20 protein-coding genes are annotated in these 26,020 nt (G+C 60.2%); 9 read left to right on the top strand and 11 right to left on the bottom strand.

Annotated elements, in window-relative coordinates; genetic code table 11:
* Positions 1–112 precede the first annotated feature (112 nt).
* Together H1B37_RS10175 and H1B37_RS33750 are read right to left on the bottom strand one after the other, a co-directional pair.
* Entirely contained in the window at positions 113–1,351 is a 1,239-nt protein-coding gene (locus H1B37_RS10175) for an FG-GAP repeat domain-containing protein (RefSeq protein ID WP_182866539.1), read from the bottom strand.
* 70 nt (positions 1,352–1,421) lie between these two features.
* Positions 1,422–1,556, bottom strand: coding sequence for a hypothetical protein (locus H1B37_RS33750; RefSeq protein WP_286177597.1), 135 nt, complete (start codon positions 1,554–1,556; stop codon positions 1,422–1,424).
* Here H1B37_RS33750 and H1B37_RS10170 point away from each other — a divergent pair.
* Positions 1,555–2,874 carry a DUF3472 domain-containing protein gene (locus H1B37_RS10170; RefSeq protein ID WP_182866538.1) on the top strand — a complete coding sequence of 440 codons (1,320 nt, stop codon included), beginning with the start codon at positions 1,555–1,557 and terminating at the stop codon, positions 2,872–2,874. The genes H1B37_RS33750 and H1B37_RS10170 overlap by 2 nt on opposite strands.
* Positions 2,875–3,096: 222 nt before the next feature.
* On the opposite strand, the gene H1B37_RS10165 is transcribed toward H1B37_RS10170, so the two are convergent.
* Together H1B37_RS10165 and H1B37_RS10160 are read right to left on the bottom strand one after the other, a co-directional pair.
* Positions 3,097–4,074 carry a DUF3500 domain-containing protein gene (locus H1B37_RS10165; RefSeq protein WP_286177596.1) on the bottom strand — a complete coding sequence of 326 codons (978 nt, stop codon included), beginning with the start codon at positions 4,072–4,074 and terminating at the stop codon, positions 3,097–3,099.
* A gap of 348 nt (positions 4,075–4,422) precedes the next feature.
* Entirely contained in the window at positions 4,423–6,204 is a 1,782-nt protein-coding gene (locus tag H1B37_RS10160) for an arylsulfatase (protein WP_182866536.1), read from the bottom strand.
* 492 nt (positions 6,205–6,696) lie between these two features.
* Here H1B37_RS10160 and H1B37_RS10155 point away from each other — a divergent pair, with 492 nt between their 5' ends.
* Positions 6,697–7,929, top strand: a complete 1,233-nt coding sequence (locus tag H1B37_RS10155) for a hypothetical protein (RefSeq protein WP_182866535.1) — start codon at positions 6,697–6,699, stop codon at positions 7,927–7,929.
* A 171-nt stretch (positions 7,930–8,100) separates the two neighbouring features.
* Here the strand turns inward: H1B37_RS10155 and H1B37_RS10150 are convergent, their stop codons facing one another.
* The 3 genes from H1B37_RS10150 to H1B37_RS10140 all read right to left on the bottom strand — a co-directional run bounded on the left by H1B37_RS10150 (position 8,101) and on the right by H1B37_RS10140 (position 11,092).
* Complete coding sequence (locus H1B37_RS10150) at positions 8,101–9,147, bottom strand: NHL repeat-containing protein (RefSeq protein ID WP_353620816.1); 1,047 nt, start codon at positions 9,145–9,147, stop codon at positions 8,101–8,103.
* Between the two features lie 729 nt (positions 9,148–9,876).
* Complete coding sequence (locus H1B37_RS10145) at positions 9,877–10,116, bottom strand: hypothetical protein (protein ID WP_286177617.1); 240 nt, start codon at positions 10,114–10,116, stop codon at positions 9,877–9,879.
* 94 nt (positions 10,117–10,210) lie between these two features.
* On the bottom strand, positions 10,211–11,092 hold the full coding sequence (locus H1B37_RS10140) for a carbohydrate kinase family protein (RefSeq protein ID WP_182866533.1): 882 nt from the start codon (positions 11,090–11,092) through the stop codon (positions 10,211–10,213).
* A gap of 183 nt (positions 11,093–11,275) precedes the next feature.
* Between H1B37_RS10140 and H1B37_RS10135 the strand changes: the two genes are divergently transcribed.
* Complete coding sequence (locus H1B37_RS10135; RefSeq protein ID WP_182866532.1) at positions 11,276–11,611, top strand: helix-turn-helix domain-containing protein; 336 nt, start codon at positions 11,276–11,278, stop codon at positions 11,609–11,611.
* Between the two features lie 143 nt (positions 11,612–11,754).
* Positions 11,755–13,362: a carbon-nitrogen hydrolase family protein gene (locus H1B37_RS10130; protein WP_182866531.1), complete on the top strand. Its 1,608-nt coding sequence runs from the start codon at positions 11,755–11,757 to the stop codon at positions 13,360–13,362.
* On the opposite strand, the gene H1B37_RS10125 is transcribed toward H1B37_RS10130, so the two are convergent.
* Positions 13,310–13,723, bottom strand: a complete 414-nt coding sequence (locus tag H1B37_RS10125) for a hypothetical protein (protein ID WP_182866530.1) — start codon at positions 13,721–13,723, stop codon at positions 13,310–13,312. The genes H1B37_RS10130 and H1B37_RS10125 overlap by 53 nt on opposite strands.
* A 235-nt stretch (positions 13,724–13,958) precedes the next feature.
* On the opposite strand from H1B37_RS10125, the gene H1B37_RS33745 reads away from it, so the two are divergent.
* Complete coding sequence (locus H1B37_RS33745) at positions 13,959–15,416, top strand: two-component system sensor histidine kinase NtrB (protein ID WP_353620815.1); 1,458 nt, start codon at positions 13,959–13,961, stop codon at positions 15,414–15,416.
* A gap of 124 nt (positions 15,417–15,540) precedes the next feature.
* A complete protein-coding gene (locus tag H1B37_RS10115; protein ID WP_182866529.1) occupies positions 15,541–16,989 on the top strand; it encodes a sigma-54-dependent transcriptional regulator in 1,449 nt (482 codons plus the stop codon).
* A 392-nt stretch (positions 16,990–17,381) separates the two neighbouring features.
* Here H1B37_RS10115 and H1B37_RS10110 read toward each other — a convergent pair whose 3' ends face one another.
* The gene (locus tag H1B37_RS10110; protein WP_182866528.1) at positions 17,382–18,452 is read right to left on the bottom strand and encodes a DHH family phosphoesterase; all 1,071 of its coding nucleotides are present in this window, start codon (positions 18,450–18,452) and stop codon (positions 17,382–17,384) included.
* Positions 18,453–18,702: 250 nt separating this feature from the next.
* On the opposite strand from H1B37_RS10110, the gene H1B37_RS10105 reads away from it, so the two are divergent.
* From H1B37_RS10105 to H1B37_RS10100, 3 genes are all read left to right on the top strand, one after another.
* Entirely contained in the window at positions 18,703–19,941 is a 1,239-nt protein-coding gene (locus H1B37_RS10105) for a diadenylate cyclase (protein WP_182866527.1), read from the top strand.
* A 412-nt stretch (positions 19,942–20,353) separates the two neighbouring features.
* Entirely contained in the window at positions 20,354–20,479 is a 126-nt protein-coding gene (locus tag H1B37_RS33740; RefSeq protein WP_286177595.1) for a hypothetical protein, read from the top strand.
* 142 nt (positions 20,480–20,621) lie between these two features.
* Positions 20,622–21,455, top strand: coding sequence for a TrkA C-terminal domain-containing protein (locus H1B37_RS10100; RefSeq protein WP_182866526.1), 834 nt, complete (start codon positions 20,622–20,624; stop codon positions 21,453–21,455).
* Position 21,456: 1 nt separating this feature from the next.
* Here H1B37_RS10100 and H1B37_RS10095 read toward each other — a convergent pair whose 3' ends face one another.
* Both H1B37_RS10095 and H1B37_RS10090 read right to left on the bottom strand, forming a co-directional pair.
* Positions 21,457–22,944, bottom strand: a complete 1,488-nt coding sequence (locus H1B37_RS10095) for a DUF1501 domain-containing protein (protein WP_182866525.1) — start codon at positions 22,942–22,944, stop codon at positions 21,457–21,459.
* Positions 22,941–25,925, bottom strand: coding sequence for a PSD1 and planctomycete cytochrome C domain-containing protein (locus H1B37_RS10090; RefSeq protein ID WP_286177593.1), 2,985 nt, complete (start codon positions 25,923–25,925; stop codon positions 22,941–22,943). Before H1B37_RS10090 ends, H1B37_RS10095 begins: the two co-directional genes overlap by 4 nt.
* Positions 25,926–26,020: the final 95 nt, after the last annotated feature.

The raw sequence follows: 26,020 nt of genomic DNA, 5'->3' as shown, positions 1-26,020 counted from the left end.
AACTGTCCCCGTCGGAAGATGGCAATAAACAAAGACCCGCGGATGGCAGCGCTTTCCCACGGATCCTTGGCCGAATTCCATCCGTGGGTACGCCTTGCCATCCGTGGGGCGGCTACTGTTGCAGGAAGACGAAGGTGCCCAGTTTGGATGCGGTCGCGACGTCGATGCGGCCGTCTTGGTTGAGGTCGGTGGCCAGGATTTGGACTCCCACGCCTGATTCGTCGTCGATCAAGTGTGGGATGTATCGCACGGTGCCGTCGTTTTGGCGTCGCAGTTCGAACCAATACACCACCGGCGGAGCGCCGGGTTCGATGTCGCCGTCGGGGCCATGCGCCCAACGTCGCTTTCCGGTGATCAAGTCCGGCAATCCGTCTCCGTTAATATCGGCCGAGGCCAACGCGTGGGGCTGGGTGAACGCAACCCCGAACCGATCGATCTCCGATCGGTTTCCCATGATCAAGTGCTCCTTGAAGGTTGAACCGGATTCAGATTCGGACTCGCCGCCCAGCTGCTCGTACCATGCCAGTCCCCAACCATGCGCGTCGACCGCGGACAGGATGTCTTGGTCGCCATCACCATCGACATCCTGGGCGAACATCTGCGCGCCGCCTCGGCCTTGGGAAAACAGCCCGCGATGAAAGACCCAGTCGGCTCCGGCTGCGGCGGATTGCGGCTGCTCATACCAACCGTCGTTGAGGATCAGGTCCGGCTTGCCGTCTCGATTGACATCGCCGACGCCCTGGCCGTGATAAAATTGCGGCCAGTCTTCGGCGGCACCGATCGGAATGAATCTCCAAGGTTGCCTCGGTTGCGATGGATCGGGTTGAATCGAACCCCAGCGGCCGTCCCAGTGGCAGATCACCTGCGGCACGCCGTCACCGTCCAGATCAACCAGTGTGGGCGATTCGCCTTTGACCCGATGAAACGCGACGTGTCCTTTCCAAAGCCCCTCCGTTTCGCCCGGGTTCTCGTACCAGATCGCTTGATGTTTGTGGACGCGGCCGAGCACCAGGATGTCGGGGCGGCCGTCACCGGAAAAGTCGGCGACAAAGCTGAACATGCTGTTGCTGGGGCTTTCCGCCGGCGGCAATGCGACCGGCTGGTAGAACGCGTGTGCCACTTGAAAGTCCGGGCCTTCGTACCAGTACGGTCCGGCGACCACATCCGCATCACCATCGCCGTCAATGTCCCCCGATGAAACGCCGTCACAGTAGTACAGATCGCTCAATACCAGCCGTTTGAATCGGAACACCTCTCCGGTCGCGTCAGACGATGGCGACGATGGTTCTTTGCAGCACGCAATCCCTGCCAAAAGAACGGACGAGATCCAGACGGTCAGCAGTTGTTTCATTGTGAAACCTTTCGTGAAGAAGATCGGTGGGAGCTCACGATCATACACCGCGGCGCAAAATGTTTCCGAGCTAATTGATTTGATCGTCGAGCATCACGAGGCTGGCAGGCCCCCTTCCCCAGAGCGACTGTTCCGGCAGACGACCGATGATTATGGTGATGGTCGTTTCGTCGTCGCCCATTTTGCCCCTTGTTGAACTGTTCATGACATCCACCCTCCGAACCTCCGTCGGCGTTGTCCATGCACTCGCACTGATCGTCGCCTTTGCCCACAACCAATCCGGTCAGACCCGCGCGGCCGATTGGAACGTCCCGGTCGCCGGCAACGCGTTTCAAACGGCACCTGATCCGGGTGGCAGGGGCTTTCGGCGCGATGCCACGCTCGTCCTATCGGATTCCGAGGACGTCTACTCGGTCTTCTTTCACGTGGATCGGCCGGCCGTGATGGAGATCGCGGTGCGGGCACGCGCCGTCGACAGTGCCAGCACGCTGGTCACGCGCGTCGGCGATGACGTCTTTCGTACGAGCATCGAGCCGGCGAAAGACTCGGCGTGCCAGGTCGGACGAATCGAAGCGGACAAAGCCGGATACGTCCGTGTCGATCTGCAAGCGGACCGCAATCAAGATGCAGGCGGCATCAAGGTCGGCGACTTGATGGTCACCTCCGATACCGACGGCCTGTCGCTGGATTACGTCAAAACCAACGCAGGCAACATGTTCTATTGGGGACGCCGCGGCCCATCGGTGCATCTGCGGTACGAAGTCCCCCGCGACCGTCCGTTGCAATATGCCTACAGCGAACTGACGGTCCCCGTCGGCCAAGACCCGATCGGATCCTACTTCATGGCCAACGGGTTTGGCGAAGGCTACTTTGGGATCCAGGTCAACGGCCCCCGAGAGCGACGCGTGCTGTTTTCGGTGTGGAGTCCGTTCAAAACGGATGACCCGCGTGAGATCCCTGCGGACCAGCAGATCGTGATGCTTGCCAAAGGCCCCGACGTGCGGGTCGGGGAGTTTGGCAACGAAGGTTCCGGCGGGCAGAGCTTTCTGGTTTACCCCTGGAAAGCCGGGGCGACGTATCGGTTCTTGACCGAGGTGCGACCGGACGCGATGGGGAACACAATCTACACGTCTTGGTTCGGCGACAAGTCACAGTCGACGTGGCGATTGATCGCGAGTTTCCGCCGGCCCAAGACAGACACGCACCTGACCGGGTTTCACAGTTTCCTTGAGAATTTCTCGCCCAGCCACGGCCACCTCGGACGTCGGGCGGCCTATGGGAATGTTTGGGTGCGAGACACGGTCGGCCGGTGGCAACAATGCACGCGGGCTCGGTTTTCGGTCGATGCGACCGGCGGCGGTCGTCATCGTCTGGATTTCACCGGCGGGGCCGACGGCGACCATTTCTATCTTCGCAATGGCGGCTTCTTTGCCGAGACCGGTCGCCCCGGTGAAACGTTCACGCGCCGGTCGACGGCTGACGACCAACCACAGATCGACTTCGAGACGCTACCGCGGGGCTAAGGATAGCGATGCGAAATATCATTCCGCTGACCCCGCCTCGGAATCGCATCCGATCATTCCGCCCCGAATCATTCTGCCACCGTTTCCCTCTTTCCCACCGATTTGACAGGGCACGGTGGGTGTCGGGAAAGGTAAGAAGATTTTGGAGGTAGGAAAATTGGCTTAGTCGAACGGAGGGTGCATGAGCGTCTGGATCCCCTACCATCAGGCTCGTCAGGTGCCCTACGACTTCACGCCGATGTTGATGTAGGCGTGGACGTGGGGAGCGCCGCGGAAGTGCCAGACCAACGAGGGGCCTTCGACGCGCCAGATGTCCCAGACCTTGTCATCGTCCATGTCTTGTTCTTGGTAGAACGCCATGTGCAACTGGTCCAGCCCGCCGCTTTCTTTCAGGATCGCCATCACTTCGTCGACGTCTTCTTCGCGGTACGGCCCGAGCAGAACTTTCAGGGTCGATTCGACGAGTTCCTTTTGGTCGCTGGCCAGTTGGCCGACCGCGATGCCAGGGAAACGCCCGCCGCTGCCTTGCAATTGAACGGCGGTTTCTTTGGGTGCTTTCTTCAGCAGAGCCGACTTCCGTTGGCCGGGATCGAGTGCTTGAAAGACTTCGTTGGTTTTCTTGGTTTGGTAGAAGAACAGGTTGTCCTTCGGCCACTCTTCGCCGTGCCCATAGACGATCGGTCCGCCGAAGGCCGCCTTGTCGACTCGGTTTCCGTCGGCACGCATTGTCAGGTGGCGACCGGTCATTTCGAATTGGAACTGGTCGGTGCCGGGTTCTCCGAAGATCGCGATGCTGTAGTTTTCCATGCCGCCGTCGTCTTCGTCCATCTGTTGGACCAGACGCTCGTAGCCGTCTTTGGAGGTGATGTTACGAACGATCTGATCGATCAGCGTGCGTTGTTTGTCGCTGAACAGGTCGTCTCCGATGACCGCGCTGGTGACGTGCCAATTCGGATTGATGCGTCGACGGTCTTTGTGGTCAAAGGGTCGCCAAATCGCTTTCTTTTGTTTGTCCGAGAGTGATGCGTAGAGTTCGCCGACCACCGTTTCAGCCGTGACGGCAGACGACTCGGCCGCGTGCGCAAACCGAGGGTCGAACAGCCCCGGCGTCGCCACTCCGGCGGCCACGGCGCCGCCAAGTTTGACAAAGTCTCGTCGGGCAACACGCTGTCCTTGGGGATGCGACTCGGGACGGTTCATGTTCATCTTTGTGCTCACAAAAAGATTGGGGGGAGGTTCCTGGCGGGAGCCGTCGGGCGGGCGACGGGTACGAGAATAGTTTACCAATTTGCGCGGCGCGGCGTACAAATTCCGATGGGTTTTGGGGCGAGGGTGTGGGCGGTCGCGAGTTTTCTATTTTCGGGTAAGAAGATTTGGGGGTAAGAAAATGATGAAATCCTCCATCCATTTGACAGAGCGAATTTTCCTGCCCCAAAAATCGTCTTACCTTTCCCCTCGGCCGCGACTCGGCATGTCGGCGGGATGAGGGATGGCAGAATGATGCGGGGCAGAATGATGCGGGGGGCGGCGTGAAGCATCTGTTCACCGCTAGCGGTCGCGACGCGTCAGGATGACTTGATGGGGGCCTTGAACTTTTCCCTCAAACACCACGTCGACACCCAGCGTCAGCTTTCCCGCGGGGAGTTTCATTTCGGCCGTGTGGCCGCGGCGTTTACCGGCGGCAATCGCCAGCGTCTCGGTCATCGGCCCTGCGCTGATCGTGGCTTTACCGGCCGGATGGCCTCCGGAAAAAATCAATTCGATTTTGTACTCTCCGGCTTCGGGCGCTTCCAACAACCAGACGCCGTTGGAGTTTCCTGCCCAGGGGCGGCCCTGTGTGTGTCGCCAATCCTGTCGCGTCAACACGCTCTGCAATTCATGTTCGGTCCCAATCACGATCCTGGGCGGGGCGTAGTTGTCCGGTCGCGTCGAGCTGACATCCTGGAACCAAGCGTCGTAGTCCTGTTTGAGTCGCCGCACGACCTCCGGGTGCTGATCGGCGACGTTGTTTTTCTGGCGTGGGTCCTTCCTTAAATCGTAGAGCTGCAACCGTGGCTGGCCGCTAAAACTTTCCCGCCCGAAACCACTCGGGTGAACCAGTTTCCAGGGTTCTTCATGCAAGGCGAAATGGTGGTAGGGTTGCGGTTGGTCGCCCCGGTGCGTTTGCAACACAACCTGACGCGGCGGCAAGCTGGTTGCTTGACCGGTCAGCAGCGGCAGAAAGCTCCGCCCGTCAAGTTTGTGGTCAGCCGGCACGTCGACTCCGCAGGCATCCAGCAACGTCGGCAGCAAGTCGATGTGCGCGCACAGGACGTCGGAACGGTGTCCGGCGTTCACCTTGGCGGGCCAGTGGAACACCAGGGGGGACCGGATGCCGCCGTCGTCGACATGCGATTTCATGCCGCGCATGTCGCCGACGTATCGCATCGTGTTGGGGCCGTTGTCGTTCAGGTAGATCACGATTGTGTTTTCGCGGATCCCGAGCGTGTCGAGCTTTGTGAAGAGCCGTCCGACGTTTTCGTCGATGTTGGTGATCATCGCCGCGATTCGCGCCAGTTTGTCGCTCTCTTGCTCCAGACGTTTCGGATTGAGCTTGTTGATCAGGATGGGCGAAAAGTCGACCTGCAGATACTCCTGGTACAACGCTTCGGGCACATCATGGAACGGCCCGTGCGGCGCGTTGGTGGCGATGTAGGTGAAGAAGTTCTCGTCGGCTTGAACGCTTTGGTCGATGAAGTCCATTGCGGCGTCAAAATACAGGTCCGTACAGTAACCTTTCATCGGCGTTTCTTCGCCGTTTTTGATCAGCGTCGGGTCGGTGTACTTGCCTTCGGCGCCGATCGGATCGGAGGGCTGGCCGATGCCGCCGCCACGATGCACCAGACTGTCCTGAAACCCCTGGTCCATGGCCCGCAGCGGATAGTTGTCTCCCATGTGCCACTTGCCATAGATCCCGGTGCGGTATCCCGCGCCGGCCAAGAACTCTGCGATTGTGACTTCGTCGCTGTCCATCATCGCGCGGCCGATGTAGGTGTCGATGCAACGCGTCCGATAGTTGTACCGGCCGGTCATCAGGCAAGCTCGCGTGGGGGCGCACACGGGGCTGACGTAGAACTTGCTCAAAAAACCGCTGCGGCGATGCATCGCATCCAACTCGGGCGTTCGGATCACCGGATTGCCCATGAATCCGTAATCGCCGACACCTTGGTCGTCGCTCATGATGACGATCACGTTGGGGCGTTCCGCAGCGAAGGCGGGAGCGATTGAAATCCCAGACGCGAGGACGGCCAGGCAACTAGCGAGTGAGAGGGAAACCGTTTTTCTCTGCATGGATCAGCTCAAGAATCGGGCGGTGGCGCGGGAGGGGGCGGGGAAGGCATTCGAAAAGGATCGCCGGAATTTCTGCCATGGTAAACCAGACGGGCACGTCGTGCATGACGCGTCATGCGTAAGGCACACCGGGGACGTCGATTGTCGATGTGAGGGATTTGATCGTCGCGGATGTGGCCATCACTTTCGCAAGCCGCGGACCCTCTCTGGCGTTTGCTTGCTGCGCAAACGCCGTCTCTCCCAGAGGGAGAGATTCTCAATTGGTTGCCCAAGTGTTCCGCCAACGAATTGACGCCCCTCGCATGACCTCTGGCATGCACCGCACGCCTTCGTCTACTACACTTTGATGGAGCGACGTTCGCCGGAGCGTGGACGACCCGGGGATCCACCTTTTGGCCTAGGTCGTTTCATCCGTGGGGACGCTTTGCCATCGGTGGGCTGATTTCGGTTCACTTTCCGTCCCAACTCGACTCGATTATCGGTGAGCGTCTGATGAGAATCCCAATCCTCGCGTTTCTGATCGCCAGCCTCGCGTTCACCAGCGGCTCCTCGTGCCAGGCCCAATCGGTTCCTTCGGCGAAGCAGTTGGAAAACTGGCGGAAGCGGTTTCCCGATGCGGATGCCGATCGCGACGGCACGCTGACGATCGAGGAAGCCAGTCGTTACCGCGAGAAACTGCGTTCAGGGGCGACCGATCGCCGCGGCGGCAAATCGCGTCAGGGCGCACCACGCCAGTTCACGGTCAGCCCCGGCTGGGGTCGTGAGCGATTTCCCGAACACGCCGTCTGCTACCTGCCGCCGCAAGACATCAAGGCGGTATTTCAACAGACGATCGGTGGCAAACAACCGGCGGTCGTCTCGTATGAAAAGCCCGATGACGGAGCGCTGCGGATCGTCGGCACCGGCCACAGTTTCATGGCGCCTGGGTATCGAACGTTCCCGGTCATTTGCAAAGCGGCCGGGATGGATCAGCCGCTCTACACGCATACCGGCGGTGGCATCACCGGCAGCACTCGTTACAAGTGGGAACAGGAAAACGGGATCTTTGATTTCGAAGGTCGCCCCCAACCCAAACTCCTTGCGTCGATCGCCAATGCGAAATGGGACGCGATGATGTGGGGGCCGTACTTCAACGACCGCCCCGTTTATTATTCCTGTTGGATCGACTTCTGTTTGAAATACAACCCGCACATGAAATTCTATCTGTCCGACGCTTGGCCACAGTTGTATCAACTCGGTACCAATCCGGAATCGGAATCCTTTTTCACCGCCGAGATCTTTGATCGACTCGGGGCGGAACGGCGGGCGGAATATGTTCAGCAAGTCGAGGTGCTGCGCAAGCAATACCCCGACAAGGTCTTTATCATGCCGACTTCCGATGCGATGGTGCTGGCGGCCAAGTCGTATTTGAAGGGTGAGCTACCGGGCGTCGAAGGGATTCATCGCGTGATCGGCGGCAAGGAGCGGTCGTTGTGGCGCGACCAGCTGGGGCACATCGGACCGGGCTTCGACCGATTGGAAGGTTACGTGTTTTACGCAACGCTGTATGGAAGGTCCCCGGAATTGATCGAGGACCAGATCGCGTTCGGCGGAGACGATGCGTTCCCCGGGCCAAAGTTGGACCGAAAGTTTCGCGAGATCGCCTGGCAGGCGGTCATCGGTCACCCGCTATCGGGAGTCGAGGACCGCGACGGTGACCGCGTCGACGATTCACGCGGCCGCTGATTTTGCGGCCGCACCGAATCGCGGATCGCCCCTCCCGTCAGGTTCGGCCTGTTGATTCGTTTCGGTTGCGATTAAATCAACAGGCCGCTTGCGCTTCGTGCTTGCATTGGTGGACCGATTCACTGGGAGTTGGGCAAATCGATCGCGTCCCGGTCGGTGAGCGAGCGGTCCTTATTGAGCTTCGACCGCTTCGAAAATGGCGATCTGTCCGTCGTTGCGTTTGCCTTTTTGGTTCTCGCCCCCGTTGGGCCAGGAGAGGGCGATGCCGAACAACTTTCCGTCACGTTCGACGGCGCAGAATCCGTGCATGTGATGCATGTATTGCAGGCCTTCGTATTCGGCGGGAACCAATCGCCCGACCGGTGTTCCGCCGGACACAATCAACACGGGGGCGACGCCGTTGCTGTCCGCCAATGGATTCAGCAGCGGCAAGTACATTTGGTCGCCGTGAAGGGCAAGGTTGCAGGGATTCGAACGAGGCGGCAACTGGATGTACTTTTGCTCGGAGGCACCGGGCAGCTGGACCATCTCGCCATCGGCGCTAAATCCATAGACTCGGCCGTGAGCCCGCGAGGCGACTTCGATGACTTCGGCACCGTCGACTCGACCGATTTCGACACCATGGGCCGTGGCAAAGGGGCCACCCTGGTTCGTCTTGCCACCCCAGGCCGCTCCGGTCCACTTCCACGTTCCGTCGACATGCTTGGCCGTCAACGCGTAATCCCCCGGAGCGTATCCCGTCACGACGATCAACGATTGAGCTTCGGGTGCGAAGACGACATCGCAAGGGGCGAATTTTCCGCCGTCGGCGTAATACTGATTGATCCGTTCGTCATCGAATTCACCGCCCTTTGGCGATGTCAACACCGCAAGCACTTCGCCGCGTTTGGAGATGACGACTTCGCCGGTGTTGGTGGAAGAGAACGCCCACAACGATTCATTGTTAAACAGGAAGCAATCGGCACCGTGCGCGTTCATCCCGGCGGCAAATTTGGGGTCTTGGTTTTCCACCCGCTTCCACGCCTTCAACTCCGCATCGAGTGCAACCAACCCGAAACCGCTGACAACCGTGACAATCTCGTTCGTTTTCAGGTCTTGGTCGGCATTGTTGTGCAAACCACCCTTGGCTGCGGCGATCATCTTGTCGGATTGCTTGCCGAGATCGTCGCGATGTTCCCAGCGGTAAGTCGTTTCACCGATTTGGAATTTGCTGGACATCGCGGCGTCGGCTGGGTCGACTTTCGCGGTCAGTTGCGATGCCGCGTGATCGTGATCTCCGTGATCATGTCCTTCGTGAGCATCAACCGCCCCAATGAAATAAATCGCAAGCAGCCCGATGGAGGCCACGCGTGTGATCCGAGTGCAGAAAACCGAGAATGACGTATTCACGCGCATGAAGAAACTCTTGAGGATCATTGAAGGATGCAAAATGGGACTGTGGTGGGTTCAGCATGTGCGCAGGAAACCGAACCGACTTGAACAAAGCTCGCTTTGATTCGAACTGTAAATGCGGAAGGCGATTGTTACAAAGGTGGTACAAAACACCGCGTGGCAAAGAAGGTCAATCCCAACATCAGGGCGCTCGACGGGGGGCTGAACCGACCTTGCCTTTGCGCCGGTCCGAGCAGAAAGGTCACGCGTTGGAGGCATTGGCGTGATTACAATCGCGTGCCGATGAACCAAGCCACCCACGACGTGTGGCTTGTGCCCCCTGCTGAACTGCCATCATCACCGGGAGGGCCGAATGCAAAACCTGGCGCACCGGTAATCTGGCAAGTTAGCTAGACGGGGCCACGTTGCCGTTGTTACGCTCGATGCGAGCGTGGAAAACCTCGGCGATCCACCTTCTGGCGAAGGTAGCTACGTTTGACCACACCGGAGCGGTCGTTCCCATCGCCTATCCTAAAAATTGGGGGCAGCTGACGAACCCGCGTGCCAGATGCACGTTCAGAACGTGCAATGTTGTCTCGGTGACCTCGGCGGAGCGATCGCCAGCGGCAGGTGTTCCCAGTGGTTCAGGTCGCGACTGATCGCGTGCCCCCAGCTCATGTGCCCCCATGCGTTTCCCGCGGGATTGTACTGGTAGAACAGGTGGTATTCGCCGTCATGAAACACCAGCCCGTTGGGGTCGTTCATCCAGTGGATTTCCGGGCTGTAATGGAATTGTGGCCGCCAGGGTTCACGCAGGTAGCCAGCGGTTTGGCGGTAGCGTTCAAGCTGGTGCCGCAGGTCGAATCGCTGCGGCGGATCGTCGGCGGTGTCACGTCGGATGTCAACCGTCTTATGACTTCATCAGGTGATCCGGAAACTTCATCGTCGCGCCGGGTTGGGAACAGACATAGGACGCCACGGCGATCGCGTTTCGATTGACGGTGTCGATGTCGTGTCCGGCCAACAAGCCCAGCGTGATCGCGGCGGTGAAGGCATCGCCCGCGCCGACGGTGTCGGCCACTTCGGTGGGGATGCCCGGCAGCTCGCTGACGGCATCTTCCGAAACGATCACCGCGCCCTCGTCGCCACGCGTCAACGCGACGTAGCGGAGTTGGTGTTGCTGGGCCAGTTGCTGCATCAGGTCCACATCGCCGCCGGTCAAGCCATCCAGACGGGCCAGTCGTAGCAGTTCGTCGTCATTGAGCTTGAGCACGTTGGCCAGACCGAGTGATTGTCGGATGATCGCGTCGTCGTCGAACGGTTCACGCAAATTGACATCCAAAATCCGCAGCGCCGATTCGGGTGTCGAATTGACAAATCGGCGGATGGTTTGGCGTGACTGTTCCCGGCGCTGGCCGAGCGTGCCGAAGCAGACCGCGTCGCATGCCGCCGCGACGCGGCTCAATTCATCGTTCCACTGCAAGTGGTCCCAGGCGGAGTCTTCGGCAAATTGATAGCTAGCCGACCCGGAATCATCCAGCTGGACGTCCACCTTTCCCGTGCTGTGAGGGTTGGTCTGCACGACCGAGATGTCGACGCCACGCTGTTTCAGTGATTCGATCGCTTTACGCCCCAGTTCGTCGTCTCCGACCGCGCTGACCATCAAGGCGCGGGCGGACCCACGCGACAGCTCCGACGTGCTGCAGGAAAAATTGGCCGGGGCACCTCCGAACCGCGGTCCGTCCGGGAAAACATCCCAGAGAACTTCACCGATACCAACAACCTGATGCACACCAAACCTCCCTTGCGATTCCGAGTCAGGGCTACGAGTCCTGCGGAGAAACGCCTTTCGCCTCCGCGATCAAAAACCGCCCCGATTCCACGAACACCGTTCAACTACCACCTCATCATAACGCAGAAGCAACCCGAATTCGGCGCCGGGTGCCGCAGGGAGTTGAAAACGGCACAAGAGTTGATGAAGCGATCGTCCATGGACCAACGCGAACACACCCGATCGGCAACCGAGCCTCACGACGTTGCCTTGCCACAGGCCCCGACGCCCCCTGCGTCCCCCGGTTGGACGGATTGGCAACGGGGGTTGCAACGGGAAATTTTGACGCTGATCACTCAAAACCACTCGTCCATTCGTGAGGAAATCTGCGATCGGGTCGACGAGGTCTTGTTGCGAACGACGCTGGAGGCAACCGGGGGAAACATCAGCCAGGCCAGCCATCGGCTGGGAATCAGCCGGCCGACCCTACGGAGCCGTCTTCGCCAACTGAAGATCGCGACGCCGCACTGGCCGACGTGAATGGAAAACTTCTTTCCAAAGTTTGCGAAAATTATTTCCAAAGCGTCCGGCTGTCAAAACGCCCCAAAGTGGCGAGACTGAATCGGTCGATCTGTCCGATGCTAACCGCCGACAGCTCTCTTTTTCTGCGTCATCGAGTTTTCATGAATCAACCTACGCCCCCCGCCAATCGTCATCCCGATCATGCCGTTTTGAGTGCGTCTCATGTCCGCTCCGAGCCGGACTTTGATGTGTCCGAATTCGAACGCAAGCTGATCGTCCGTCCCTTGCGAATCGAAGACTACGACGCGTTGGTCGCGATGCAGTTGCGGTGTTTCCCGGGGATGGAACCGTGGGGCCGCGACCAGATCGAAAGTCAGCTGGCACATTTTCCCGAAGGCCAATTGGTCGTTCAATGCGACGGCCGCGTGGTCGCCAGCAGCAGCAGCTTGCTGCTGGATTATGACGATGACCTGGAATGGTGCGACTGGAAAAAAACGGCTGACGGGGGCTACATTCGCAATCACCGCCCCGGTGGCGACACGTTGTACGGCATCGAAATCATGGTCGACCCGGATTTCCGCGGCATGCGGTTGTCGCGTCGGCTGTACGATGCCCGCAAAGAACTGTGCCGCAGCCGAAACGTGGAACAAATGATCGTCGGCGGTCGGATCCCCGGCTATCACAAGTATGCCGACCAGATGAAGGCGTCGGAGTACGTCGATCGCGTCATCAACAAATCGATCTTTGATCCCGTCCTGTCGGCTCAAGTGGCCAACGGATTTGCCTTGGAAGGCTTGTTGCGGGACTACCTGCCGTCGGACACCGAGAGCTGTGGTTACGCGACGTTTCTGATCTGGCGCAATCTGGAGTACTCGTCGGCCGGCAAGCGGCGTCATCGGCGCACGGTTCGCCCGGTCCGGATCGGTGCGGTCCAATACCAGATGCGCGCGGTGGCGGATTTCGACGAATTCGCCCGCCAGATCACCTACTTCGTCGATGTCGCCGGGGACTACCGTTGCGATTTTCTGTTGTTCCCCGAACTGATCACCACCCAGCTGTTGTCGATCATCCCCTCGCTGCGTCCCGGTCAGGCGGCGCGCAAGTTGGCCGAATACACGCCGAGTTTGTTGGAGGTGTTTGCCGATTTGGCGATGAAGTTCGACACCAACATTATCGCCGGGTCGCACTTCATCGTCGAAGACGATCGGTTGTACAACGTGGCGTTCCTGTTCCATCGCGACGGCCGAATCGACAAGCAGTACAAGCTGCACATCACGCCCAGCGAACGCAGCTGGTGGGGTGTCGAAGGCGGGCCGTCGCTGGAGGTTTTTGACACCGATTGCGGCAAGGTGTCGATCCAAGTCTGCTACGACTGTGAATTCCCCGAACTCGGACGATTGGCGGCCGGCTTGGGGGCGGACATCATCTTTGTCCCCTACAACACCGAAAGCCGTCACGGCTATCTCCGCGTCCGCGCCTGTGCCCAAGCCCGCTGTATCGAAAACGATGTCTACGTCGCGATCGCCGGATGCACCGGAAACTTGCCCTTCGTCGAAAACGCCGACGTGCACTACGCCCAAACCGCGATTCTGACACCCTGTGACGTCACCTTTGCCCGCGACGGCATCGGCGCCGAAGCGAGTCCGAATATCGAAACCGTGATCATCCACGACGTCGATCTGGAATTGCTGCGGCGGCACCGCGAACGCGGCAGCGTCACGAATTGGAAAGATCGCCGCACGGATCTGTATGAGGTGACGCGGAAGTAAGATCTTCGCAAAGCGAGCGACAGGCGACGTAGCCGACCGAGACGGGGTACTTGGCCGCCAGGGCGCTGGCCTGGTCCAACAGTTTGATCGCGACGGCCAGATCGCCCGAACCGGCGGCGTTCAAGGCTTGCTGGGCGTACTCGGCCGCGGTCTTGGCGTCGTGCTCGACCCCCGACAGCCACTCGGCCGCCTGGTACCAGCACTGGGATTCTTCACCGCGCGTCGCCTTGGCCGCCACCACCGCCTGCCGCGCCTGCAGCCCCCGCAGGTTTAACCGCCGCGAACCGAATTCGGTTTCCCAGCAGCACCCCACCCAGGACTGCTGAGCAAGCCGTACCAATTCACTGAGTCGGTCAAACATGGGGGTGGTTCGCGAAAAAGGTAAGCAGCGGATGATGGGAGTGGTCCTGTTCGGCTAAGTTAAACAGCGGCCCGCAGCACCGTCGCCGGGATGCGGTTTGCCTGCTGCGTGTGGCCGACCGTGTGACGCAAATGATGTACCCGCCGACTGTCAAATCTTTTGCCACGCGGTGGCTCGGTCGATTGCCAGAACGTGCCGCCGGCAAGCCAAATTCCTTTGCCCCGATTGCTCGTCCGTGAAAACTTTGTTTCGCCGAAATGCGTTTTCGTTGCTGTGGGTCGCCGCCGTCGTGTTGACCTTCGGGTCGCTTGTCGTGACGTACCGGGCGATCAACGATTTGGCGGTGGCGAATGATCCGAAACGCGACGCTGCCCTTGCCGGCTTGGTGGTCGGGCACACGGTCGTGCTCGCCGCGCTGGCGTTGTTGTACATCGCACGTCGCTCGGAGCATCGTCGCCGCTTGGTCCCCGGCGACAGACCCGGTCGAGCCGACGGGCGATCGCAACGGTTGACCCAAAACAGCGACGACGCAGTCGAGCGTCTGGCCGGCTCCGTGCGCGACGCCTGCAATCAACACGCCTCTGATCAACAGGCCTCGCGTCTGCGAATGAAACAGCATGAAGCCTTGTTGGCTGAGATTCCCGACCCGATCCACGTGCTCGATGCCGGCGGGCGAATCGTCTATTGGAACCGCGGCGCCCAACAGTTGTTTGGTTATTCTGTGGACGAGGCGATCGGGCACACCGCGGGCGACCTGCTGCGGATCGTGCCGCCCCAAGATGAATCCGACAACGTGCACCGTCACGATTACGACAACGCCCCGCGTTGGTCGGGCGAACTGCACGCGACGGCCAAGGACGGCACTCGGCTTCGCATCGAGCGCCGCCGCACACGGTTGTTTGACGAAGACGAATCGATCGGCGATGTCATCTTTGACCTGGACCTGGTCGCCCGCACCAAGTTGCAACAGGTCGAACGGCGGCGACAGCGGCTGGAATCGCTGGGCGCATTGGCCGGCGGGATCGCACACGACCTGAACAATCTGTTGACCCCGATTCTGATGAGCGGAAAGATGCTGCAGCGGGACAATCCCCACATCGATCGTTCGGCGTTGGTGGAAACGATTGTTCTCGGTGCCTCGCGCGGCGCCGACCTGATTTCGCAATTGTTGACGTTTGCCCGTGGCGGAGACGGTGTCCGCCAGCCGATCCGCTTGCAGGCCTTCTTGCCTGAAATCGTGTCGATCATCCAGCGCACCCTGCCCGGCGGCATCGAGTTGCGGCTGGACATCGAACCCGATCTGCCCGACATCAGCGGTGATGAAACGGAGATCAGTCAGGTCGTAATGAATCTGGCCATCAACGCCCGCGACGCGATGGCCGAATCGGGCACCCTGGGAATCGAAGCCTCGTTGATGACGTTGACCACCGAACGCTCGTTTTCTTACACCACGTTGCAACCGGGGGACTATGTCGTCATCAGCGTCTCGGACACCGGTACCGGCATCCCGGTCGACATCCGTGACCGAATCTTTGAACCGTTCTTTTCCACCAAACCCCGCGGCCAGGGCACCGGGCTGGGGCTCAGCACGTCGATCGGAATTGTCAAAAGCCACCACGGCGCGATCGGATTGCAGTCGACCGTCGGCAAAGGGACGACGGTGTCAGTGATTCTGCCGATCTGCGTCCGTTGAAGGGGCCCATGTGCGATGTCCCTTCCCGGACGCCGCCGCAGACGGGCTCTTCCCGCGGGCTTGGATCGCAATCAACCTATGCCATACTGAATGACCCGAAAAACCTCCGCTGACGATGATGGTCATGACAAATCCCCAAACCCTGCTGGTCATCGACGACGACCCCTTGATCCTGCAGTGCATGCGGTTGTGCCTGCCCGAACCGGACTATCACGTGTTGACGGCGGGATCGGCCGAACAAGCCATGGCCGCGTTTCGCCGCGAACAACCCGACGCGGTGCTGTTGGACATCCAGTTGCCCGACCAGTCCGGGTTGGCGTTGATTCACGACCTTCGCGAACAGGATCGCCGTGTCCCGGTGATTCTGATGACCGGCCATGGCACGTCGGAGACGGCGATCGCGGCGATGAGCGGCGGTGCGTTTGACTACATCACCAAACCGTTCGAGCCCGATGAGATTCTGCCCGTCATCGATGCGGCGTTGGAAACGAGTCGCATGGCGCGCAAACCCGCGATCTTGCCGTCGGAAATAGAGCACGCGTCGGCGGAAAAACCGAGCGACCGGATGCTCGGCGAGTGTCCCGCGATGGTCGAAGTGTTTCGATCCATCGGGCGAGTTGCCTCGCGCGACACCGCCGTATTGATTTTGGGGGAAACCGGGACGGGGAAAGAAGTCGTCGCCCGTGCCCTGTACCAACACAGCTCGCGACACGACCACGTGTTCCACGCGATCAACTGTGCGGCGATCCCCGAGGCCTTGCTGGAAAGCGAACTGTTCGGCCACGAAAAGGGTTCGTTCACCGGGGCAGACCAGCGGCGGATCGGAAAGTTCGAAATCTGTAACGGCGGAACGTTGTTCTTGGATGAAATCGGCGACATGACGCCCGTGATGCAGACCAAGCTGCTGCGTGTTTTGCAGGAAAAGGAATTCGAACGCGTCGGAGGCAGCAAGACGATCAAGACCGACGTGCGGATCATCGCGGCGACCAACCGTGATCTGGACTCCGCGATGGCCGACGGGTCGTTTCGCAGCGACTTGTTTTATCGTTTGAATGAATTCACCATCTCGTTGCCTCCGCTGCGCGAGCGCGGCCAAGACCTGCCCAAGATGGCCGAACACTTTTTTCGCCTGTTCTCGCGGCAACTGAAAAAGGACTTCGTTTCGATCGCACCGGAAACGATGCAACGGTTGATCGATCACGATTGGCCCGGCAACGTTCGCGAGCTGCAAGGGATCATCAAGCAGACGTTGTTGAAGGCCAGCGGCCCGGTGATCTTGCCCGCCTTTTTGCCCAGCGGATTCGCCGCCGCGGTGCCGCCGGCCGCCAAGGCCGCCGGCGCCGCAGTGGCGTCACGGGAATGGCAGGACGGGTTGGCCGACGAGATCCGCCGCCGGCTGGGCGAGGGATCGTTCACGATCGGCAATGACATCCACGACGAGGTCGATCGGATCCTGATCAGCGAGGTGATGAAGTCGACCGGCAACAACATCAGCGAGGCGAGCAACCGGCTGGGCATCAGCCGCCCGACCCTCCGCAGCCGCATCAACCACCTGCGGATCGATGTCAGCTGATCAGCGGTCGCCAAGTTAAGACGAAACCCTCCCTGGAAGCGAGGGTCGAGCGTAGCGAGGGGAGGGTCGATCGGTGTTGGCTGAGTGTTTCCGAGCCACAACGAACCCTCCCCGCGTCGTCGCTCACTCCTCCGCGACCCTCCCTGCCAGGGAGGGTGAAGTCGTAAACGCCTGTTAAATCAAAGGTTAAAAACCGCACGACCTCTGAAAGGGAGGGTGTCTTCAAGCATTCGCTGGCTTCACGTCTTAACTTGCTGCGTATGCCCTGTGCCCGACAAGCGGCTGCGGAAAAAAGCGGGCGTGCCAAGACGAGCTTGGCACGCCCCTGGGATGGGGACCTACCTGTGACCATCGAGGCCGAACCTCCTGGTCAACGAGTAGCTCCATACCAGTTACAGATCTAGATTTTGAATGATCTCGCGTTTGGCGATCAAGCGTGTGCCGCGTTTTCGGTCCACGCCGCAGACGTCCAGCCATCGATCGCGGAGCAGGTTGGAGACTTTTTCGACCGCGCTGGCACTTTCGCCGACGTTGGGGATTTTTCCGCCGGCCCGGTGGGCGTGGCCGCCGGCCCCTCCCAGCCCTTGTAACGTCGTTTGAATCATCTCCGCCGCGTTGTCTTCGGCGAACTGGGTCCGCGCCGACACCAGCAAGTCGTCACCGATCACGGCACCGCACATGACCCGCCCGACCGATTCACAGCGGACCAACAAATCGGCGACCTCGCCGACGATCTCCACGCCGTCGGCGCGGGGCAGAAAACACAGCGCCACGTCGTCGTACAGGAACGTGTTCTGCAGCGCCAGCAGCAGGTCACCGTAATAAGTTCGCTGCAACGGCGCGTTGTGAATTTCCACCAACAATTCCGGCTCGGCGTACTCCATCAACCAGGGCAAAATCAATCGATCCAGCGATGAATAATGCGACTCATAGGCACACGTCTCGGTGCGGATCGCATACAGCATGGCGGTGGCCAGTTTGGCTCCCGGAGGGATGTCTTGCTCGCGAAGGTAGCTGGCGATGATCGATGCCGACGCAGCGACCTGGACGCGGATGTCGACAAAAGGTGTTTCGGTATTTTGATCATCGGAGATGTGGTGATCGATGATCGCAAACGGCTGGACGCCCTGACGGGTCAACACATGGTTCGACGCTCCGATGCTGCAGTCGACCAGGATCGCTGCGGCCCGGTCGTCGAAATCGAATTCGTCGACCAACTCGATCGGCGGCTGGAGCAGGTTGACCATGTGCCGGTTTTCGGCCCGCACGATCGCACCGCCCCCGATCACCCGCGTCGGCATTGCGATGGTTTCATCGATCAACACCTTCAACCCCCAACCGGTCGCGATCGCATCCGGGTCGGGGTTGTCGTGCATCACGATCACCACCTCGTCGTAGTCGCACAAACGCTCCAGCAGCTTGGCAGAGACGGATTTCGCATTCAATTGCGTTGCCTTCATCATTCGGTCGCTCTTGTCACCCGGTCGGCACCCAGCCCCCGCCAGCCTTACCAGCCCCCGCCAGCCTACACCCGCTCATGCCGAAAATTCCCCGTTGCGCCAGAGTGCTATCGTATCCCTGGCCGAGACCGGTATAAAGGTTGTGAATCCTGAATCGGCAAAGTTCGCCCGATCTTCTCTCGGCCCCGGTCCGGTTAGGCAAATCGGATCCCGCATGCGGACGGGGAAGGATGACAACCCCATTGGGTGACTCATGTTGGAATCGATTCTGTTGACCGTCCAGGAGCTGCGGCAATCATTCCGCGTTGTCGACGTGATCGACATTTTGCTGGTTTCGGCGTTTCTGTACGCGTCGATGCTGTGGTTCCAGCAGACGGCGTCGCGCGGCGTCCTGGTCGGATTGGCGGCGCTTGCGTGGGTGTACTTTTTGGCCCGCAGCCTGGACATGTACCTGACCTCGTTGGCCTTTCACACCACCTTCGCCGTGCTGCTGTTCATCCTGGTGGTGGTCTTTCAAGAGGATTTGCGGCGGTTGCTCGAGCGGATGGCGTCGTTCCGGTCGGTGCATTTCGACCACGACGGTCGACGCTCGATCCCGATCGATGACTTGGTCGAGGTGGTGTTTCGCATGGCGTCGACGAAAACTGGCGCGCTGATCGTGTTGAAACGAAAGGAGTCGCTGGAACGTCAGCTGAACGGAGGCATTGCGCTGGGCGGCGGATTCAGCATCCCGTTGATCTATAGCATTTTTGATTCCAGTTCGCCGGGCCACGACGGCGCGATCGTGATCGATCGCGACCGCATCGAACAGTATGCCGCCCACCTGCCGATCTCTCCCCACACCGGCAAGATCGGTGGACGCGGCACCCGGCACAGCGCCGCGTTGGGGCTTTCCGAACGCTCCGATGCGGTGACCATCGTGGTCTCGGAAGAACGCGGCAGCGTCTGTGTCACCCAGGCCGGCACGCTGACGGAAATTTCTGGGCCGGCGGAATTGAAACAGTTTCTCGAGGACAGCTTCGCCTCGGTGTTGCCCGAGTCGCGACCACCGCTTTGGAAACAAATCCTGGTGGACCACGCGGGCTTGAAACTGCTGTCGTTCGTCGTGGCCGTCGCCGCCTGGTTCGTGCTCGCCTACGACCCCCACACGGTGCAGCGGACGTTCATCGTGCCGCTGGAATATCGCAACGTGGCAAAGCAACTGGAAATCGATACTTCGGCGCCGACCGAATGCCGTGTGACGCTGTCGGGGTCGGACCGCGATTTTCGTTTCCTGGATCCGGCCAGTTTGAAAGTCTCGCTGGACCTGGCCGACGCACAGGCGGGCTACCACGAGTTTCTGCTCAGCGCCCAGAACATCCGTCTGCCGGCAAACCTGTTTCCCTATCGGATCGAACCACGCGTCGTCCAGCTGAAGATGAACGTCAAACTGCCCGATCCGACGCCGCCCGCGGCCAGTGCGGTAACGCAGTCGTTCGATGGAGATCACTGAAGCGGAGATGCTTCGAGGTGGCGTCGTTTGACGTAGCGACGCTCGCCAGAGCGTGGCAGGCGCAGCGGAACCACCTTCTGGCGAAGGTAGCTACGTTGGACACCTCGGATGGACGCTGGAAAACAGTTTTCCAGTGCGATGATGTTTCTTTGCCATTGCGTCATCGTGAGATTCGCTGCACAGGATCGCCGTGCATCGACGCACAGACGGCATCGATGTCAGCGTGATTTTACGATGTTGAGGCAGGAATGTCGGAATCGATTTCGCACCAATCGGTCGAGAGACCGCACAACGGCCTTTCACCACGCGCCGCCGGTCACTTTGGCACAGAAAATGCTTTTACTATTTGACCGTCGACCCGGTGTGGGTCTCCGATCTACCCGTTTGCTCATCCGAGGAAACAGAAACGAACATGGCCAATCGCGGCAAGAACCAGAAGAAACCCAAAGGCTTCAACAAAAAAATGGCCCCCGTCGTCGCGCCCGCGGCGAACATGAAAGGCAAATCGACGGCCGCATCACGCGGAAAGAAACGTTAGGTCGGCCGGTGAGCCCCTTATGCGTGCCAAGGCAAGCTTTATTTTGGCCCCACCACGCTTTTTCATAGCGACCCGCAAAGTATTATCTGGGCTTTGCGGGTCGCGTTTTTTCGTTTTCCGACCGATCGGCCGGAGGTTTCTTTTGATCGGTGTAATCTCACTGTTGGTGACACTCACGCTGTCGATGATCGTCACGCGAGTGGCCGCGATGGCATTGATGTTCACGGGGCTGTCGCGTGAAGCGGCGAAATTCCAGGCCCGGTCGGCGTTCACCGGATCCGGATTCACCACCCAGGAATCCGAAATGGTCGTCACCCATCCGGTGCGACGCCAGATCGTGATGTTGTTGATGTTGTTGGGCAACGTGGGGATCGCCACCGTGGCCGCGACCGTGATGGTGTCGGTGATGAGCACGTCCAATTCCACGTGGCAAACCCAGGTGCTGTTGTTCACGATCCTGTTCGGCGGGATCACGTTTCTGTGGATGTTTTTTTCTAGCCGCTGGGTCGAACGGCACATGAACCGGATCATCGCTTGGCTGTTGAAAACGTTCACGGACTTGGATGTGCGTGACTACGTCAGTCTGCTGGAGCTTTCGCGCGGCTATGCGGTCACGGAAATGCTGGTCGAACCGCGAGACTGGTTGGCCGGTAAAACGCTGGCGTCGCTGCGGCTGTCCGACGAAGGCATCTTAGTGTTGAGCATCCGACGCGACGGGGGCATCTTTCAAGGCACCCCGCGGGGCGATGACGTGGTCCAGCCCGGCGATGTGTTGATCTTGTACGGCGACCTGGACGATGTGGAACGATTGGACAAACGGCGCGCCGGTTTCAAGGGCGACCAGGAACACGCCCTGTCGGTCGAACAACAGGAAGAATTCGAAGCCGAGCAGCGTGAATTGCTGCAGGCCCTCGAAGCCCGACAGGCGCTCGAGTCGGAGATTTCAGAGAAGGTTGAAAAGCTGGATGGATCATAGGCTATGCCATGATTTCTTTGACCACCCGCGAGGGCTGGGTGACGTTGGACAATCGTTGCGGCAGCCCCTGGTGCATGTAGGTCAACCGTTTGTGGTCGATCCCCAGCAAGTGCTGCAGTGTTGCGTGCAGGTCGTGCGGTGAAACCTTGTCGACGATCGCTTCGTAACCGATCTCGTCGGTTTCTCCGTAGCTGATCCCCGGCTTGATTCCCCCGCCGGCCATCCACATCGTGAAGGCGCCGGGGTTGTGATCGCGGCCGACAAACTTCATCTCGCGACCGCCACGGTTTTCACGCATCGGTGTGCGTCCGAATTCACCACCCCAGACCACCAGCGTGTCCTCGAGCAAGCCACGCTGGCGCAAGTCATTCAGCAGCGCCGCGATCGGTCGATCGACTTCTTCGCAGCGGGTCTTGAAGCCGCCGTTGAGGGCTTCGCTTTCGGCCGCCCCGTGTGAATCCCATCCCCAATGGAATAGCTGGATGAACCGCACGCCGCGTTCGGCCAACCGCCGGGCCAGCAAACAATTGTTGCCGAAGGATTCCTTGCCCGGCTCGGTGCCATAGAGCGCGTGGGTGGCCTTGTCTTCCTGCTGCAAGTCAAATGCTTCGGCCGCATGGGTCTGCATCCGAAACGCCATCTCGTACTGCGAGATTCGCGTCAGGATTTCCGGGTCACCGGTTTCGTTGAATGTTTGTTGGTTGATCCGGTTGATCGCGTCCAAGGCCCGGCGTCGCTGCTGCATCGAAACGCTGTCCGGATTGGACAGGTACAGCACGGGATCGCCTTTGGAACGACACTGAACGCCCTGGTAAACCGACGGCAAAAAGCCCGACCCCCAAACGCTTTTACCGGCCGACGGTGTCTTCCCGCCGGATACCAGCACGATGAATCCGGGCAAGTTCTCACTTTCGCTGCCCAGGCCGTACATCGTCCAGGCACCGAAGGATGCACTGCCCAGATTTTGATTTCCGGTGTGCAATAGCAGTTGCGCCGGTCCGTGGTTGAACTGGCTGGTGTGCATCGATTTGACGAAACAGACCTCGTCGACGACCGATTGGAAATGCGGCATCCGGTCGCTGACCCAAGCACCGCTGTCACCACATTGTCGGAACGGATACTGTGGCCCCAGCATCTTGGGAACGCCTTGGATGAAGGCGAATCGTTTGCCCTCCAAGAAACTTGCCGGGCAATCCTGGCCATCAAGCTGCTGTAGGGCCGGTTTGTAATCGAACAGTTCCAATTGGCTGGGGGAACCGGCCATGTGCAAAAAGATGACCCGCTTGGCCCGCGGTGCGAAATGCGGCAGCGCGTGCGAATCGTCGTGCGAGTCCGGCTGCGTCGCCGCCCCTGCGTCCGACAGACCGGCGGCGATCGATCGACCACCCAACCAGATTCCGGCCAGCCCCATCGAACAGTTTTTCAAGAAGTGTTTGCGCGTTTGCAGACGTGCATACTCTTGTTGGACTTGGTCGTGAAGATTCTTCATTTCGTTACCGCTCGATCCAAATTCAAGATGGTGTTGGCGACGATCGCGAGCGCGTCGGCATCGATCGCGTCGGCAGTGATTGCGTCGGCAGTGATTGCGTCGGCAGTGATTGAGCCGTCAGCGGGGGCTTCAGGCGTCTCGGCCCCCAGATCCTCGGCCCCCAGATCCTCGGCCCCCAGATCCTCGGCCCCCAGGTCCTCGGCCCCCAGGTCGTTGTACAGCTGTTTCAATTCGTCGATTTCGACTCGGCCGGGCGTTCGCTGTGTGACCGCCCGATACATCCACTCGATCGCGGCGCCGGCATCTTCAGCGCCTGCGGCGTCGCCTGCGGCGTCGACTGCGCGAGCGGCCAGTGCCCGTCCGCATTCGACATAAACGGGGTCATTCAGCGTGACGAGTGCTTGCAGTGGAGTGTTGGTGGCGATCCGCCGCGCCGAACAAAGGTCGCGGGTGGGCGAATCGAACATCAGAAAACTCGGGTAGGGACTGGTGCGCCGCCAATACGTGTACAGCCCACGTCGGTACTTGCCGGCACCTTCGGGCGTTTTCCACTGGGCGCCGCTGTACACCGTTTGCCACACGCCGTCGGGTTGCGGCGGCATCACCGAAGGGCCGCCGATTTGATCTTCCAACAGCCCCGAAACCGCGAGCGCTTGATCGCGAATCATCTCGGCCGTCAATCGCGTGCGTGGTCCCCGCGCCAACATCAAATTACGTGGGTCTTGTTCACGAAGCGACTTCGGTGCGGCGCTGGTTTGACGATACACCGATGACAGTACGATCTCTCGCAACAGTGGCTTGAGTCGCCAACCGTGTCCGTCGCGCAACCGGATCGCCAGATGATCCAACAGGTTGCGATCGAAAGGCTGGGTCCCGCTGGATCCGAAATCTTCCAGCGTTTCGACCAGTCCGATCCCGAACAATTCCGCCCAAATACGGTTGGCCCAAACGCGTGCGGCCAGCGGGTTGTCGTCCGACACCAACCAGCGTGCAAATTCCAATCGGTCGCGGACCGGTTCCTCGACGCCGAAGACCGCGGGGATTCCCGGCGGGATTTCTTCACCGCGATCGAGCCAATTGCCACGGATGAATTGACGCGTCGCGCGGGAAACGGCGGCGTCACGGGTTTGCATCACCGGCAAGGACGCTCCACGGACCTGGCCGGCGATCTTCTTTGCCTGGGCCAATGCCCGGTCCGCTTCGGCCAGTTCTTGCGAGCCGATCAATTCGGTCCAGGCGTCGTCGTCGCAACGGTCCCAGCGGAAATGGCGAATCGGGGTGGCCAAATTCCCGGTCACACTATTGGATTGCACCATTTCCAGACGCAGCATGGCATCCGGGCCGATGTCGTCGCCGGTCAAACGATGTCGCAACACAAAGACCGCCCAACGGGGACGATGCAGTTTCGGATAGCCGCCGACGCCATCGGCTTTCTTATCCAAGCTGGATCGCGGATCTTCCGGGCCGGTCAAGGCGTCGGCAAAGACGTCGGCGATCTCGACCGGCACGATGGTCTGGTCCGCCTTGACCAGGGACAGCTTGAACTGGCTGAGCACGGAACCCTGTTCCGGCCAATCGACCGGATCATCCGACTCGGGCAGGATCTCCACGCGCAGCGCCGTCAACGGCTGTCCGTCCGCTTGGACCGTGTAGCGAACGCCCGGCGGGAACGTGCCCCCGGCGGTCCGCACGTGGTCGCCATCGATCCGCAATTCGCCTTCGGTGCTCGAAACGCTGCGCGGAACCAGGGGACTCCAGGGGACGTCGGTCGCAAGATCGCTGCCGAGTTGATTTCGATCGACACGCAACCGTTGGTAGGTCCGTTGCGCGTCGACTGCCGTCGGAATCTTTTCCGGATCGGCGGGGATTTTCAGGGTCGGATAGTCCGACGCCAAATCGGCATCCAACGAGTCGTTCAGGATCGCCATGCAGGCGTAGTACTCTTCGTGCTTGAACGCGTCGTAGGGGTGCGAATGGCATTGCACGCATCCGAACGTTGTCGCCTGCCAAACGGTCCAGGTCGTGTTGATCCGGTCGATCAGCGCCGCGACGCGAAATTCTTCGTCATCGGTCCCGCCCTCGGTATTGGTTTGGGTGTTGCGGTGAAACGCGGTCGCGATCAAATCATCCGGCGTGGGATTATCCAACAGGTCGCCGGCCAATTGGCGGATCGTAAACTGATCGTACGGCATGTCATCGTTGAAGGCGCCGATCAGCCAGTCACGATAGGGCCACATGTCGCGATGCGGATCCTTTTCAAACCCTTTCGAATCGGCATAGCGGGCCAAGTCCATCCAGACCGACGCCCATCGTTCGCCGAATCGTTCACTGGCCAACAGCCGATCGACCTGGCGTTGGTACAGGGTTTCACGCGCGGCAGCGGAGTCGGCGCGTCGCAACGCTCGGGTGAACCGGTCGACCCGCTGCATCGACGGAGGCAAGCCGATCAAATCAAACGACACGCGTCGCAACCATTCTTCCCCTGCGGCTTCGGGGGACGGCGCGAGACCATGTCCGGCCAGCCGCTGGTACACCAACCGGTCCAGCGGCTGCCGTGCCCAGTCCGCTGCGTCGTGATCAGGCTCGGCCGCGTCCGCACCCTCCGGCATCGTCGACTTCAGCGGCTGCAGCGACCACAGCCCACCCCAGGGAGCACCCTGGCGGATCCATTCTTCCAGCAACTCGATCTCCTCCGCCGGCAGCGGATCGGGGTGCTCCTGGACAGGCGGCATCCGTTCGTCCGGATCGTCGCTCTTGATGCGTTCGATCAACAACGACGCGTCGGGATCCCCCGGCTCGATCACCCATCCGTCCGGCGGCAACACTTGTTCGGCATAGACGAACGACAGGTCACCGGCTTGCTTCACGCCGCCGTGACAGGACGTGCAATGCCGCGTCAGAATCGGGCGGATCTGTTCGTTGAAATCGATGGGGCGTTCGGCGTTGGCCCGATTGCCGGTGCTGCTGACGAGGACCAGCAAGAGGATTCCGAACGCCCAGCGCGCGGGGCGCTGCGAGTTCGAAGGGCCGCGAAAAATCCACCCTCTGGCGAGGGTAGCTACTGAAAATTGACGAT

Origin of the sequence: Stieleria mannarensis, assembly GCF_014154935.1 — a bacterium.
Lineage (GTDB): Bacteria > Planctomycetota > Planctomycetia > Pirellulales > Pirellulaceae > Stieleria > Stieleria mannarensis.
Note: the sequence above shows the minus strand (reverse complement) of the source record. Positions and strands in the feature narration are given on the sequence as shown.

Excerpts from the sequence above, each read along its gene's own strand:
- H1B37_RS10175 (WP_182866539.1), bottom strand. The coding sequence starts at position 1,351 with ATGAAACAACTGCTGACCGTCTGGATCTCGTCCGTTCTTTTGGCAGGG.
- H1B37_RS10170 (WP_182866538.1), top strand. The coding sequence starts at position 1,555 with ATGACATCCACCCTCCGAACCTCCGTCGGCGTTGTCCATGCACTCGCA.
- H1B37_RS33750 (WP_286177597.1), bottom strand. The coding sequence starts at position 1,556 with ATGAACAGTTCAACAAGGGGCAAAATGGGCGACGACGAAACGACCATC.
- H1B37_RS10165 (WP_286177596.1), bottom strand. The coding sequence starts at position 4,074 with ATGAACCGTCCCGAGTCGCATCCCCAAGGACAGCGTGTTGCCCGACGA.
- H1B37_RS10160 (WP_182866536.1), bottom strand. The coding sequence starts at position 6,204 with ATGCAGAGAAAAACGGTTTCCCTCTCACTCGCTAGTTGCCTGGCCGTC.
- H1B37_RS10155 (WP_182866535.1), top strand. The coding sequence starts at position 6,697 with ATGAGAATCCCAATCCTCGCGTTTCTGATCGCCAGCCTCGCGTTCACC.
- H1B37_RS10150 (WP_353620816.1), bottom strand. The coding sequence starts at position 9,147 with ATGTCCAGCAAATTCCAAATCGGTGAAACGACTTACCGCTGGGAACAT.
- H1B37_RS10135 (WP_182866532.1), top strand. The coding sequence starts at position 11,276 with ATGAAGCGATCGTCCATGGACCAACGCGAACACACCCGATCGGCAACC.
- H1B37_RS10130 (WP_182866531.1), top strand. The coding sequence starts at position 11,755 with ATGAATCAACCTACGCCCCCCGCCAATCGTCATCCCGATCATGCCGTT.
- H1B37_RS10125 (WP_182866530.1), bottom strand. The coding sequence starts at position 13,723 with ATGTTTGACCGACTCAGTGAATTGGTACGGCTTGCTCAGCAGTCCTGG.
- H1B37_RS10115 (WP_182866529.1), top strand. The coding sequence starts at position 15,541 with ATGACAAATCCCCAAACCCTGCTGGTCATCGACGACGACCCCTTGATC.
- H1B37_RS10110 (WP_182866528.1), bottom strand. The coding sequence starts at position 18,452 with ATGATGAAGGCAACGCAATTGAATGCGAAATCCGTCTCTGCCAAGCTG.
- H1B37_RS10105 (WP_182866527.1), top strand. The coding sequence starts at position 18,703 with ATGTTGGAATCGATTCTGTTGACCGTCCAGGAGCTGCGGCAATCATTC.
- H1B37_RS33740 (WP_286177595.1), top strand. The coding sequence starts at position 20,354 with ATGGCCAATCGCGGCAAGAACCAGAAGAAACCCAAAGGCTTCAACAAA.
- H1B37_RS10095 (WP_182866525.1), bottom strand. The coding sequence starts at position 22,944 with ATGAAGAATCTTCACGACCAAGTCCAACAAGAGTATGCACGTCTGCAA.